Origin of the sequence: Enterobacter sp. PTB (genome assembly GCF_051130085.1) — a bacterium.
GTDB classification, from domain to species: Bacteria; Pseudomonadota; Gammaproteobacteria; order Enterobacterales; family Enterobacteriaceae; genus Enterobacter; species Enterobacter ludwigii.
Genome location: NZ_JBDKEE010000037.1, coordinates 15732 through 26161, shown reverse-complemented (window position 1 = coordinate 26161; position 10430 = coordinate 15732). Strand labels below are relative to the sequence as shown.

At 50.0% G+C, this 10430-nt stretch carries 22 protein-coding genes and 1 pseudogene; 22 read left to right on the top strand and 1 reads right to left on the bottom strand.

Annotated elements, in window-relative coordinates; all coding sequences use genetic code 11:
- The 3 genes and pseudogenes from tuf to bfr form a co-directional block, all read left to right on the top strand.
- Window positions 1-125: pseudogene (gene tuf / locus AAIR21_RS25285) on the top strand (elongation factor Tu); the annotation flags it as partial.
- 179 nt (window positions 126-304) lie between these two features.
- A complete protein-coding gene (gene bfd / locus AAIR21_RS25280) occupies window positions 305-499 on the top strand; it encodes a bacterioferritin-associated ferredoxin (protein ID WP_008503493.1) in 195 nt (64 codons plus the stop codon).
- A 72-nt stretch (window positions 500-571) separates the two neighbouring features.
- Window positions 572-1048: a bacterioferritin gene (bfr, locus tag AAIR21_RS25275; protein WP_014171902.1), complete on the top strand. Its 477-nt coding sequence runs from the start codon at window positions 572-574 to the stop codon at window positions 1046-1048.
- Here bfr and AAIR21_RS25270 read toward each other — a convergent pair.
- The gene (locus tag AAIR21_RS25270) at window positions 1032-1505 is read right to left on the bottom strand and encodes a prepilin peptidase (RefSeq protein ID WP_113657084.1); all 474 of its coding nucleotides are present in this window, start codon (window positions 1503-1505) and stop codon (window positions 1032-1034) included. The two genes, bfr and AAIR21_RS25270, sit on opposite strands and share 17 nt — an antisense overlap.
- Before the next feature lie 379 nt (window positions 1506-1884).
- Here AAIR21_RS25270 and rpsJ point away from each other — a divergent pair, with 379 nt between their 5' ends.
- The 19 genes from rpsJ to rpsE all read left to right on the top strand — a co-directional run bounded on the left by rpsJ (window position 1885) and on the right by rpsE (window position 10425).
- Window positions 1885-2196, top strand: a complete 312-nt coding sequence (gene rpsJ, locus AAIR21_RS25265; protein WP_001181005.1) for a 30S ribosomal protein S10 — start codon at window positions 1885-1887, stop codon at window positions 2194-2196.
- Between the two features lie 32 nt (window positions 2197-2228).
- Window positions 2229-2858: a 50S ribosomal protein L3 gene (rplC, locus tag AAIR21_RS25260; RefSeq protein ID WP_006178923.1), complete on the top strand. Its 630-nt coding sequence runs from the start codon at window positions 2229-2231 to the stop codon at window positions 2856-2858.
- Window positions 2859-2868: 10 nt separating this feature from the next.
- Complete coding sequence (gene rplD / locus AAIR21_RS25255; RefSeq protein WP_000424395.1) at window positions 2869-3474, top strand: 50S ribosomal protein L4; 606 nt, start codon at window positions 2869-2871, stop codon at window positions 3472-3474.
- Window positions 3471-3773: a 50S ribosomal protein L23 gene (gene rplW, locus AAIR21_RS25250; RefSeq protein WP_000617546.1), complete on the top strand. Its 303-nt coding sequence runs from the start codon at window positions 3471-3473 to the stop codon at window positions 3771-3773. The genes rplD and rplW overlap by 4 nt, the downstream gene beginning before the upstream one ends.
- A gap of 17 nt (window positions 3774-3790) precedes the next feature.
- Window positions 3791-4612, top strand: coding sequence for a 50S ribosomal protein L2 (gene rplB / locus AAIR21_RS25245; RefSeq protein ID WP_000301859.1), 822 nt, complete (start codon window positions 3791-3793; stop codon window positions 4610-4612).
- Window positions 4613-4628: 16 nt separating this feature from the next.
- Entirely contained in the window at window positions 4629-4907 is a 279-nt protein-coding gene (gene rpsS, locus AAIR21_RS25240; RefSeq protein ID WP_001138117.1) for a 30S ribosomal protein S19, read from the top strand.
- A 14-nt stretch (window positions 4908-4921) separates the two neighbouring features.
- Window positions 4922-5254, top strand: coding sequence for a 50S ribosomal protein L22 (gene rplV / locus AAIR21_RS25235; protein WP_002919773.1), 333 nt, complete (start codon window positions 4922-4924; stop codon window positions 5252-5254).
- Between the two features lie 17 nt (window positions 5255-5271).
- Window positions 5272-5973, top strand: a complete 702-nt coding sequence (gene rpsC / locus AAIR21_RS25230; RefSeq protein WP_000529945.1) for a 30S ribosomal protein S3 — start codon at window positions 5272-5274, stop codon at window positions 5971-5973.
- A 12-nt stretch (window positions 5974-5985) separates the two neighbouring features.
- Window positions 5986-6396, top strand: a complete 411-nt coding sequence (gene rplP / locus AAIR21_RS25225; RefSeq protein WP_002919759.1) for a 50S ribosomal protein L16 — start codon at window positions 5986-5988, stop codon at window positions 6394-6396.
- Entirely contained in the window at window positions 6396-6587 is a 192-nt protein-coding gene (gene rpmC / locus AAIR21_RS25220; RefSeq protein WP_003863282.1) for a 50S ribosomal protein L29, read from the top strand. The genes rplP and rpmC overlap by 1 nt, the downstream gene beginning before the upstream one ends.
- On the top strand, window positions 6587-6841 hold the full coding sequence (rpsQ, locus tag AAIR21_RS25215; RefSeq protein WP_008503489.1) for a 30S ribosomal protein S17: 255 nt from the start codon (window positions 6587-6589) through the stop codon (window positions 6839-6841). Before rpmC ends, rpsQ begins: the two co-directional genes overlap by 1 nt.
- Window positions 6842-7007: 166 nt before the next feature.
- Entirely contained in the window at window positions 7008-7379 is a 372-nt protein-coding gene (gene rplN / locus AAIR21_RS25210; protein ID WP_002919748.1) for a 50S ribosomal protein L14, read from the top strand.
- Window positions 7380-7389: 10 nt separating this feature from the next.
- Window positions 7390-7704, top strand: coding sequence for a 50S ribosomal protein L24 (rplX, locus tag AAIR21_RS25205; RefSeq protein WP_000729185.1), 315 nt, complete (start codon window positions 7390-7392; stop codon window positions 7702-7704).
- 14 nt (window positions 7705-7718) lie between these two features.
- The gene (rplE, locus tag AAIR21_RS25200) at window positions 7719-8258 is read left to right on the top strand and encodes a 50S ribosomal protein L5 (protein WP_001096206.1); all 540 of its coding nucleotides are present in this window, start codon (window positions 7719-7721) and stop codon (window positions 8256-8258) included.
- A 14-nt stretch (window positions 8259-8272) separates the two neighbouring features.
- Window positions 8273-8578 (top strand): 30S ribosomal protein S14, encoded by a 306-nt coding sequence (rpsN, locus tag AAIR21_RS25195; RefSeq protein ID WP_003863291.1) that lies wholly within the window; start codon window positions 8273-8275, stop codon window positions 8576-8578.
- A 30-nt stretch (window positions 8579-8608) separates the two neighbouring features.
- A complete protein-coding gene (gene rpsH, locus AAIR21_RS25190; RefSeq protein ID WP_006178918.1) occupies window positions 8609-9001 on the top strand; it encodes a 30S ribosomal protein S8 in 393 nt (130 codons plus the stop codon).
- A gap of 12 nt (window positions 9002-9013) precedes the next feature.
- Window positions 9014-9547, top strand: coding sequence for a 50S ribosomal protein L6 (gene rplF, locus AAIR21_RS25185; RefSeq protein WP_003863296.1), 534 nt, complete (start codon window positions 9014-9016; stop codon window positions 9545-9547).
- A 9-nt stretch (window positions 9548-9556) separates the two neighbouring features.
- Window positions 9557-9910, top strand: a complete 354-nt coding sequence (gene rplR / locus AAIR21_RS25180; protein ID WP_013099023.1) for a 50S ribosomal protein L18 — start codon at window positions 9557-9559, stop codon at window positions 9908-9910.
- A gap of 14 nt (window positions 9911-9924) precedes the next feature.
- A complete protein-coding gene (rpsE, locus tag AAIR21_RS25175; protein ID WP_003863299.1) occupies window positions 9925-10425 on the top strand; it encodes a 30S ribosomal protein S5 in 501 nt (166 codons plus the stop codon).
- Window positions 10426-10430 lie beyond the last annotated feature (5 nt).

Sequence of the window (10430 nt, the reverse complement as noted above, 5' to 3'; positions counted from 1 at the left end):
GCGACAACATCAAGATGGTTGTGACGCTGATCCACCCAATCGCGATGGACGACGGCCTGCGTTTCGCAATCCGTGAAGGCGGCCGTACCGTTGGCGCGGGCGTTGTTGCTAAAGTTCTGGGCTAATTACTTATCCCTGAATTAAAAAAGGACGCTTCGGCGTCCTTTTTTGTTTTCTGCCGTTATGTGTCTGTCACAAATTTTCGCATTTTTCGTCCTCTCCCGCCCCGTATACGGGTGTTTGTGCTATTGTAATCATAACCATTCTCACTTACACTTTGCGCATATTTTGAACGGGAGTCTTTATGTACGTTTGTTTATGTAATGGTGTAAGCGACAAAAAAATACGTCAGGCCGTTCGCCAGTTTCAGCCACAGTCCTTCCAGCAGCTTCGCAAATTTGTTCCAGTGGGAAATCAATGCGGTAAATGTGTACGTGCTGCACGTGAGATCATGCAGGACGAATTGATGCAGATCCCGGAATACAAAGAGATTGCGTAAGCGCCCATCTTTTTTTTGACATCCCTGTAGCCCGATCTACGCTTCAATGAGTGGAAGCGGAGGGACTATATAATGAAAGGTGATGTTAAAATCATAAGTTATCTCAATAAATTATTGGGAAATGAGCTTGTCGCGATCAATCAGTATTTTCTCCATGCGAGAATGTTCAAAAACTGGGGCCTGATGCGCCTCAACGATGTTGAATACCACGAATCCATCGATGAGATGAAACATGCCGATAAATACATCGAGCGTATTTTATTCCTTGAAGGCATTCCTAACCTGCAGGATCTCGGCAAACTCGGCATCGGTGAAGATGTTGAAGAGATGCTTCGGTCCGACCTCAGGCTCGAGCTTGAAGGCGCAAAAGATCTCCGCGAAGCCATTGCCTATGCGGACAGTGTTCATGACTACGTCAGCCGCGATATGATGATCCAGATTCTGGCCGATGAAGAAGGGCACATTGACTGGCTTGAAACTGAGCTGGATCTCATCAGTAAAATTGGTTTGCAGAATTATCTTCAATCCCAGATTAAAGTGGCTGACTAAACAGCGTCTGCCAGCCAACGCTTAAACCCGCTGCCGCCAGAAATGGCCCAAAAGGCAGTGGGTTTTTTAATGCCTGTTTATCAGGAGCCGGTAAAGAGAGAATGAGCTGGTAAAGAAGCGCCAACAATGCGGCGGTTAACACCAGTGCGGGCAATATGTGCCAACCGTGCCACGCCCCCAGTGCCGAAAGATATTTCACATCGCCATAGCCCATCCCTTCACGTCCAGTCAGAAGCCGGTAGCCCCAGTAGATAATCGCAAAGCTCACATACCCTGCCATCGCGCCAGCCACTGCGTTCGAAAGAAAGTCAGGATGAAGGCAACGCTGGAAGAGCAGGCCGGTCCATAAGAGGGGACAGAGGTATTTATCTGGGAGAAGGCCGGCACGAATATCTTCACGTACCAGTAAACCGGAGAGTGCGAAGTAAACGAGCAGAAAGGGGAGGGGAATCAGCATACGCAAAGCCTCAAAGATGTTTAGTGCATACTCTTCTCATGATGCAAGGCCAGCAACGTCCGTACACAGGAATTGCGTGAGGGGTTCATAAGAAGAGATGAAAGCAGACAGGTTGCTGCAAATAATGGAATGCCCTACGCATCGCATGTCTTTGGCGCTTAATTTCTAAACGGCACTTGCGTCTTGCTCAGATTTACGTATAATGCGCGGGCTTGTCGTAGTTGACGGCGGGTTCAATCTGAACCGGAGTAGCTAATTTTGTTACTCAACAATGCTCCCAATCGGGGAGCTACGTAAGAACGGTTACACTCTCCCATCAATCGTAATGGGTTTGAGGAGTAATCATTTTCGTTTATAAAATAATTGGAGCTCTGGTCTCATGCAGAACCAAAGAATCCGTATCCGCCTTAAAGCGTTTGATCATCGTCTGATCGATCAATCAACCGCGGAAATCGTCGAGACTGCTAAGCGCACTGGTGCGCAAGTCCGTGGTCCGATCCCGCTGCCGACCCGCAAAGAGCGCTTTACCGTTCTGATCTCTCCGCACGTTAACAAAGATGCGCGTGATCAGTACGAAATCCGCACTCACAAGCGTCTGGTTGACATCGTTGAGCCAACTGAGAAAACCGTTGATGCTCTGATGCGTCTGGATCTGGCTGCCGGTGTAGACGTGCAGATCAGCCTGGGTTAATCAGGTCATCGAGCGATTGAGAGGTTGAAACAATGATTGGTTTAGTCGGTAAAAAAGTGGGAATGACCCGCATCTTCACTGAAGATGGCGTTTCTATCCCAGTAACCGTAATCGAAGTTGAAGCAAACCGCGTTACTCAGGTTAAAGATCTGGCTAACGATGGCTACCGCGCTGTTCAGGTTACCACCGGTGCTAAAAAAGCTAACCGTGTAACCAAACCAGAAGCGGGTCACTTCGCTAAAGCTGGCGTTGAAGCTGGCCGTGGTCTGTGGGAATTCCGTCTTGCTGAAGGCGAAGAGTTCACCGTAGGTCAAGACATTAGCGTTGAGCTGTTTGCTGACGTTAAAAAAGTTGACGTAACCGGTACCTCTAAAGGTAAAGGTTTTGCTGGTACCGTTAAGCGCTGGAACTTCCGTACCCAGGACGCTACTCACGGTAACTCCTTGTCTCACCGCGTTCCGGGTTCTATCGGTCAGAACCAGACTCCGGGCAAAGTGTTCAAAGGCAAGAAAATGGCAGGTCAGCTGGGTAACGAACGTGTAACCGTTCAGAGCCTGGACGTAGTACGTGTTGACGCTGAGCGCAACCTGCTGCTGGTTAAGGGTGCTGTTCCGGGTGCTACCGGTAGCGACCTGATCGTTAAACCAGCTGTGAAGGCGTAAGGGGATAGCAATGGAATTAGTATTGAAAGACGCGCAGAGCGCGCTGACTGTTTCCGAAACTACCTTCGGTCGTGATTTCAACGAAGCGCTGGTTCACCAAGTTGTTGTTGCTTATGCAGCTGGTGCTCGTCAGGGTACTCGTGCTCAGAAGACTCGTGCTGAAGTAACTGGTTCTGGCAAAAAGCCATGGCGCCAGAAAGGTACCGGCCGTGCGCGTTCAGGTTCTATCAAGAGCCCGATCTGGCGTTCAGGTGGCGTGACCTTCGCTGCGCGTCCACAGGACCACAGTCAAAAAGTTAACAAAAAGATGTACCGCGGCGCGCTGAAAAGCATTCTGTCCGAACTGGTACGTCAGGATCGTCTGATCGTTGTCGAGAAGTTCTCTGTAGAAGCGCCTAAAACTAAGCTGCTGGCACAGAAACTGAAAGACATGGCTCTGGAAGATGTGCTGATCATCACCGGTGAGCTGGACGAGAACCTGTTCCTGGCCGCACGTAACCTGCACAAGGTTGACGTACGCGATGCGACTGGTATCGACCCGGTTAGCCTGATCGCCTTCGACAAAGTCGTAATGACTGCTGATGCTGTTAAGCAAGTTGAGGAGATGCTGGCATGATTCGTGAAGAACGTCTGCTGAAGGTGCTTCGCGCACCGCACGTTTCTGAAAAAGCGTCTACTGCGATGGAAAAAACAAACACCATCGTTCTCAAAGTTGCTAAAGACGCGACCAAAGCAGAGATCAAAGCTGCTGTGCAGAAACTGTTTGAAGTCGAAGTCGAAGTCGTTAACACCCTGGTTGTTAAAGGGAAAGTTAAACGTCACGGACAGCGTATCGGTCGTCGTAGCGACTGGAAAAAAGCTTACGTCACCCTTAAAGAAGGCCAGAACCTGGACTTCGTTGGCGGCGCTGAGTAAGTCGGAGGAGTAATACAATGGCAGTTGTTAAATGTAAACCGACATCTCCGGGTCGTCGCCACGTAGTTAAAGTGGTTAACCCTGAGCTGCACAAGGGCAAACCTTTTGCTCCGTTGCTGGAAAAAAACAGCAAATCCGGTGGTCGTAACAACAATGGCCGTATCACCACTCGTCACATCGGTGGTGGCCACAAGCAGGCTTATCGTATTGTTGACTTCAAACGCAACAAAGACGGTATCCCAGCAGTTGTTGAACGTCTTGAGTACGATCCGAACCGTTCCGCGAACATCGCGCTGGTTCTGTACAAAGACGGTGAACGCCGTTACATCCTGGCCCCTAAAGGCCTGAAAGCTGGCGACCAGATTCAGTCTGGCGTTGATGCTGCAATCAAAGCAGGCAACACCCTGCCGATGCGCAATATCCCGGTTGGTTCTACCGTTCATAACGTAGAAATGAAACCAGGTAAAGGCGGTCAGCTGGCGCGTTCCGCGGGTACTTACGTTCAGATCGTTGCTCGTGACGGTGCTTATGTCACCCTGCGTCTGCGTTCTGGTGAAATGCGTAAAGTCGAAGCAGATTGCCGCGCTACTCTGGGCGAAGTTGGCAATGCTGAGCATATGCTGCGCGTTCTGGGTAAAGCTGGTGCTGCACGCTGGCGTGGTGTTCGTCCTACCGTTCGCGGTACTGCGATGAACCCAGTAGACCACCCACATGGTGGTGGTGAAGGTCGTAACTTTGGTAAGCACCCGGTAACTCCGTGGGGCGTTCAGACCAAAGGTAAGAAGACCCGCAGCAACAAGCGTACTGATAAATTTATCGTACGTCGCCGTAGCAAATAATTTTAGAGGATAAGCCATGCCACGTTCTCTCAAGAAAGGTCCTTTTATTGACCTGCACTTGCTGAAGAAGGTAGAGAAAGCGGTGGAAAGCGGAGACAAGAAGCCCCTGCGCACTTGGTCCCGTCGTTCAACGATCTTTCCTAACATGATCGGTTTGACCATCGCTGTCCATAATGGTCGTCAGCACGTTCCAGTCTTTGTTACCGACGAAATGGTTGGTCACAAACTGGGTGAATTCGCACCGACTCGTACTTATCGCGGCCACGCTGCTGATAAAAAAGCGAAGAAGAAATAAGGTAGGAGGAAGAGATGGAAACTTTAGCTCAACATCGCCATGCTCGTTCTTCTGCTCAGAAGGTTCGCCTTGTTGCTGACCTGATTCGCGGTAAGAAAGTGTCGCAGGCCCTGGACATCCTGACCTATACCAACAAGAAAGCTGCGGTATTGGTCAAGAAAGTACTGGAATCTGCCATTGCTAACGCTGAACACAACGATGGCGCTGACATCGACGATCTGAAAGTCGCGAAAATTTTCGTAGATGAAGGCCCAAGCATGAAGCGCATTATGCCGCGTGCGAAAGGTCGTGCAGATCGCATCCTGAAGCGCACCAGCCACATTACTGTGGTTGTGTCCGATCGCTGAGACTCTGGAGACTAGCAATGGGTCAGAAAGTACATCCTAATGGTATTCGCCTGGGTATTGTAAAACCATGGAACTCTACCTGGTTTGCGAACACCAAAGAATTCGCTGACAACCTGGACAGCGATTTTAAAGTACGTCAGTACCTGACTAAGGAACTGGCTAAAGCGTCTGTATCTCGTATCGTTATCGAGCGTCCAGCTAAGAGCATTCGTGTAACCATTCACACTGCTCGTCCTGGCATCGTTATCGGTAAGAAAGGCGAAGACGTAGAAAAACTGCGCAAGGTCGTAGCGGATATCGCTGGCGTTCCTGCACAGATCAATATCGCTGAAGTTCGTAAGCCTGAACTGGACGCTAAATTGGTTGCTGACAGCATCACTTCACAGCTGGAACGTCGTGTTATGTTCCGTCGTGCTATGAAGCGTGCTGTACAGAACGCAATGCGTCTGGGCGCTAAGGGTATCAAAGTTGAAGTTAGCGGCCGTCTGGGCGGCGCGGAAATCGCACGTACCGAATGGTACCGCGAAGGTCGCGTACCGCTGCACACTCTGCGTGCTGACATCGACTACAACACCTCTGAAGCGCACACCACTTACGGTGTAATCGGCGTTAAGGTATGGATCTTCAAAGGTGAGATCCTGGGTGGTATGGCTGCTGTTGAACAACCGGAAAAACCGGCTGCTCAACCTAAAAAGCAGCAGCGTAAAGGCCGTAAATAAGGAGCGTCGCTGATGTTACAACCAAAGCGTACAAAATTCCGTAAAGTGCACAAAGGCCGCAACCGTGGTCTGGCGCAGGGTACGGATGTTAGCTTCGGCACTTTCGGTCTGAAAGCTGTTGGCCGTGGTCGTCTGACTGCACGTCAGATCGAAGCAGCACGTCGTGCAATGACCCGTGCAGTTAAGCGTCAAGGTAAGATCTGGATCCGTGTATTCCCGGACAAACCGATCACCGAGAAGCCGCTGGAAGTTCGTATGGGTAAAGGTAAAGGTAACGTGGAGTACTGGGTTGCCTTGATCCAACCGGGCAAAGTCCTTTATGAAATGGACGGCGTTCCGGAAGAGCTGGCCCGTGAAGCCTTCGGCCTGGCAGCAGCGAAACTGCCTATCAAAACCACCTTTGTAACTAAGACGGTGATGTAATGAAAGCAAAAGAGCTGCGTGAAAAAAGCGTTGAAGAGCTGAACGCTGAGCTGCTGAACCTGCTGCGTGAGCAGTTCAACCTGCGTATGCAGGCTGCAAGTGGCCAGCTGCAACAGACTCACCTGCTGAAGCAAGTGCGTCGCAATGTTGCGCGCGTTAAGACTTTACTGACTCAGAAGGCGGGTGCGTAATGACCGATAAAATCCGTACTCTGCAAGGTCGTGTTGTTAGCGACAAAATGGAGAAATCCATCGTTGTAGCTATCGAACGTATTGTGAAACACCCGATCTACGGTAAATTCATCAAACGTACGACCAAACTGCACGTACATGACGAGAACAACGAATGTGGTATCGGCGACAAGGTTGAAATCCGTGAATGCCGTCCACTGTCCAAGACTAAGTCCTGGACGCTGGTTCGCGTTGTAGAGAAAGCGGTTCTGTAATAGAGTACGCATTCTCAATACGAATAAACGGCTCAGCGATGAGCCGTTTATTTTTTCTACCCATATTGTAGAAGCGGTGTTATAATGCCGCGCCCTCGATATGGGGCTTTTTAACGGCTCTGATTTTAGAGTCTCAGGTAGTAGTTGACATTAGCGGAGCACTAAAATGATCCAAGAACAGACTATGCTGAACGTCGCCGACAACTCCGGTGCACGTCGCGTAATGTGTATCAAGGTTCTGGGTGGCTCGCACCGTCGCTACGCAGGCGTAGGCGACATCATCAAGATCACCATCAAAGAAGCAATTCCACGTGGTAAGGTCAAAAAAGGTGATGTGCTGAAAGCGGTAGTGGTGCGCACCAAGAAGGGTGTTCGTCGCCCTGACGGTTCTGTCATTCGCTTCGATGGTAATGCATGCGTTATTTTGAACAATAACAGTGAGCAGCCAATCGGCACGCGTATCTTTGGGCCGGTAACTCGTGAACTTCGTACTGAAAAGTTCATGAAAATTATCTCTCTGGCACCAGAAGTACTCTAAGGAGCGAATCATGGCAGCGAAAATCCGTCGTGATGACGAAGTTATCGTGTTAACCGGTAAAGATAAAGGTAAACGCGGTAAAGTAAAAAATGTCCTGTCTTCCGGCAAGGTCATTGTTGAAGGTATCAACCTGGTTAAGAAACATCAGAAGCCGGTTCCGGCCCTGAACCAACCAGGCGGCATCGTTGAAAAAGAAGCTGCTATTCAGGTTTCTAACGTTGCAATCTTCAATGCGGCAACCGGCAAGGCTGACCGTGTAGGCTTTAGATTCGAAGACGGGAAAAAAGTCCGTTTCTTCAAGTCTAACAGCGAAACTATCAAGTAATTTGGAGTAGTACGATGGCGAAACTGCATGATTACTACAAAGACGAAGTAGTTAACAAACTCATGACTGAGTTTAACTACAATTCTGTCATGCAAGTCCCTCGGGTCGAGAAGATCACCCTGAACATGGGTGTTGGTGAAGCGATCGCTGACAAGAAACTGCTGGATAACGCAGCAGCTGACCTGACAGCAATCTCCGGTCAAAAACCGCTGATCACCAAAGCACGCAAATCTGTTGCAGGCTTCAAAATCCGTCAGGGCTATCCGATCGGCTGTAAAGTAACTCTGCGTGGCGAACGCATGTGGGAGTTCTTTGAGCGCCTGATCACTATTGCTGTACCACGTATCCGTGACTTCCGTGGCTTGTCCGCTAAGTCTTTCGACGGTCGTGGTAACTACAGCATGGGTGTCCGTGAGCAGATCATCTTCCCAGAGATCGACTACGATAAAGTCGACCGCGTGCGTGGTTTGGATATTACCATTACCACTACTGCGAAATCTGATGAAGAAGGCCGTGCTCTGCTGGCTGCCTTTGACTTCCCGTTCCGCAAGTAAGGTAGGGTTACTGAATGGCTAAGCAATCAATGAAAGCACGCGAAGTAAAACGCGTAGCTTTAGCTGATAAATTCTTCGCTAAACGCGCTGAACTGAAAGCGATCATTTCTGATGTGAACGCTTCCGACGAAGATCGTTGGAATGCGGTTCTCAAGCTGCAGTCTCTGCCGCGTGATTCCAGCCCGTCTCGTCAGCGTAACCGCTGTCGTCAAACAGGTCGTCCACATGGTTATGTGGGCAAGTTTGGGTTGAGCCGTATCAAACTGCGTGAAGCCGCCATGCGCGGTGAAGTACCAGGCTTGAAAAAGGCTAGCTGGTAATTACCAATTGAATCACGGGAGTAAAGACAGATGAGCATGCAAGATCCGATCGCGGATATGCTGACCCGTATCCGTAACGGTCAGGCCGCGAACAAAGTTGCGGTCACCATGCCTTCCGCCAAGCTGAAAGTGGCAATTGCCAACGTGCTGAAGGAAGAAGGTTTTATCGAAGATTTTAAAGTTGAAGGCGACACCAAGCCGGAACTGGAACTTACTCTCAAGTATTTCCAGGGTAAAGCTGTTGTAGAAAGCATTCAGCGTGTCAGCCGCCCAGGTCTGCGCATCTATAAGAAAAAAGATGAGCTGCCTAAAGTTATGGCTGGTCTTGGTATCGCAGTTGTTTCTACCTCTAAAGGTGTTATGACTGATCGTGCAGCGCGCCAGGCTGGTCTTGGTGGCGAAATTATCTGCTACGTAGCCTAATCGGAGGAAAGAATGTCTCGTGTTGCTAAAGCACCGGTCGTTATTCCTGCCGGCGTTGATGTAAAAATCGACGGTCAGGTTATTACGATCAAAGGTAAAAACGGCGAGCTGACTCGTACCCTCAACAAAGCTGTTGAAGTTAAACATGCAGATAACGCTCTGACCTTCGGTCCACGTGATGGTTTCGTGGATGGATGGGCTCAGGCTGGTACCGCGCGTGCCCTGCTGAACTCAATGGTTGTTGGTGTTACCGAAGGCTTCACTAAAAAGCTTCAACTGGTTGGTGTAGGTTATCGTGCAGCTATCAAAGGGAATGCAGTAGGCCTGTCTCTGGGCTTCTCACACCCTGTTGAGCATCCGCTGCCGGCCGGTATCACTGCAGAATGTCCGACCCAGACTGAAATCGTGCTGAAAGGCGCTGATAAACAGCTGATCGGTCAGGTTGCAGCAGATCTGCGCGCCTACCGTCGTCCTGAGCCTTATAAAGGCAAGGGTGTTCGTTACGCCGACGAAGTCGTGCGTACCAAAGAGGCTAAGAAGAAGTAAGGTAACACTATGGATAAGAAATCTGCTCGTATCCGTCGTGCGACCCGCGCACGCCGCAAGCTCAAAGAGCTGGGTGCAACTCGCCTGGTGGTACATCGTACCCCGCGTCATATTTACGCACAGGTCATTGCACCAAACGGTTCTGAAGTTCTGGTAGCTGCTTCTACTGTAGAAAAAGCTATTGCAGAGCAATTGAAGTACACCGGTAACAAAGACGCCGCTGCAGCTGTAGGTAAAGCTGTTGCAGAACGCGCTCTGGAAAAAGGCATCAGCAATGTTTCCTTTGACCGTTCCGGGTTCCAATATCATGGTCGTGTCCAGGCACTGGCAGATGCTGCCCGTGAAGCTGGCCTTCAGTTCTAAGGTAGAGGTGTAAGATGGCTCACATCGAAAAACAGGCTGGCGAACTGCAGGAAAAGCTGATCGCGGTTAACCGCGTATCTAAAACCGTTAAAGGTGGTCGTATTTTCTCCTTCACAGCTCTGACTGTAGTTGGCGATGGTAACGGTCGCGTTGGTTTTGGTTACGGTAAAGCGCGTGAAGTTCCAGCAGCGATCCAGAAAGCGATGGAAAAAGCCCGTCGCAATATGATTAACGTCGCGCTGAACAACGGTACCCTGCAGCACCCAGTTAAAGGTGTTCACACGGGTTCTCGTGTATTCATGCAGCCAGCTTCAGAAGGTACCGGTATCATCGCCGGTGGTGCAATGCGCGCCGTTCTGGAAGTTGCTGGGGTTCATAACGTTCTGGCTAAAGCATACGGTTCCACCAACCCGATTAACGTGGTTCGTGCAACTATTGATGGCCTGGAAAATATGAATTCTCCAGAAATGGTCGCTGCCAAGCGTGGTAAATCCGTTGAAGAAATTCTGGGGTAATTGAC

Excerpts from the sequence above, each read along its gene's own strand:
- rpsN (WP_003863291.1), top strand. The coding sequence starts at position 8,273 with ATGGCTAAGCAATCAATGAAAGCACGCGAAGTAAAACGCGTAGCTTTA.
- rplC (WP_006178923.1), top strand. The coding sequence starts at position 2,229 with ATGATTGGTTTAGTCGGTAAAAAAGTGGGAATGACCCGCATCTTCACT.
- rplB (WP_000301859.1), top strand. The coding sequence starts at position 3,791 with ATGGCAGTTGTTAAATGTAAACCGACATCTCCGGGTCGTCGCCACGTA.
- rpsC (WP_000529945.1), top strand. The coding sequence starts at position 5,272 with ATGGGTCAGAAAGTACATCCTAATGGTATTCGCCTGGGTATTGTAAAA.
- rplW (WP_000617546.1), top strand. The coding sequence starts at position 3,471 with ATGATTCGTGAAGAACGTCTGCTGAAGGTGCTTCGCGCACCGCACGTT.
- bfd (WP_008503493.1), top strand. The coding sequence starts at position 305 with ATGTACGTTTGTTTATGTAATGGTGTAAGCGACAAAAAAATACGTCAG.
- rplV (WP_002919773.1), top strand. The coding sequence starts at position 4,922 with ATGGAAACTTTAGCTCAACATCGCCATGCTCGTTCTTCTGCTCAGAAG.
- rpsE (WP_003863299.1), top strand. The coding sequence starts at position 9,925 with ATGGCTCACATCGAAAAACAGGCTGGCGAACTGCAGGAAAAGCTGATC.
- rplF (WP_003863296.1), top strand. The coding sequence starts at position 9,014 with ATGTCTCGTGTTGCTAAAGCACCGGTCGTTATTCCTGCCGGCGTTGAT.
- rplE (WP_001096206.1), top strand. The coding sequence starts at position 7,719 with ATGGCGAAACTGCATGATTACTACAAAGACGAAGTAGTTAACAAACTC.
- rplX (WP_000729185.1), top strand. The coding sequence starts at position 7,390 with ATGGCAGCGAAAATCCGTCGTGATGACGAAGTTATCGTGTTAACCGGT.
- AAIR21_RS25270 (WP_113657084.1), bottom strand. The coding sequence starts at position 1,505 with ATGCTGATTCCCCTCCCCTTTCTGCTCGTTTACTTCGCACTCTCCGGT.
- rplR (WP_013099023.1), top strand. The coding sequence starts at position 9,557 with ATGGATAAGAAATCTGCTCGTATCCGTCGTGCGACCCGCGCACGCCGC.
- rplP (WP_002919759.1), top strand. The coding sequence starts at position 5,986 with ATGTTACAACCAAAGCGTACAAAATTCCGTAAAGTGCACAAAGGCCGC.
- rpsJ (WP_001181005.1), top strand. The coding sequence starts at position 1,885 with ATGCAGAACCAAAGAATCCGTATCCGCCTTAAAGCGTTTGATCATCGT.
- rplD (WP_000424395.1), top strand. The coding sequence starts at position 2,869 with ATGGAATTAGTATTGAAAGACGCGCAGAGCGCGCTGACTGTTTCCGAA.
- bfr (WP_014171902.1), top strand. The coding sequence starts at position 572 with ATGAAAGGTGATGTTAAAATCATAAGTTATCTCAATAAATTATTGGGA.
- rpsS (WP_001138117.1), top strand. The coding sequence starts at position 4,629 with ATGCCACGTTCTCTCAAGAAAGGTCCTTTTATTGACCTGCACTTGCTG.
- rpmC (WP_003863282.1), top strand. The coding sequence starts at position 6,396 with ATGAAAGCAAAAGAGCTGCGTGAAAAAAGCGTTGAAGAGCTGAACGCT.
- rpsQ (WP_008503489.1), top strand. The coding sequence starts at position 6,587 with ATGACCGATAAAATCCGTACTCTGCAAGGTCGTGTTGTTAGCGACAAA.
- rplN (WP_002919748.1), top strand. The coding sequence starts at position 7,008 with ATGATCCAAGAACAGACTATGCTGAACGTCGCCGACAACTCCGGTGCA.
- rpsH (WP_006178918.1), top strand. The coding sequence starts at position 8,609 with ATGAGCATGCAAGATCCGATCGCGGATATGCTGACCCGTATCCGTAAC.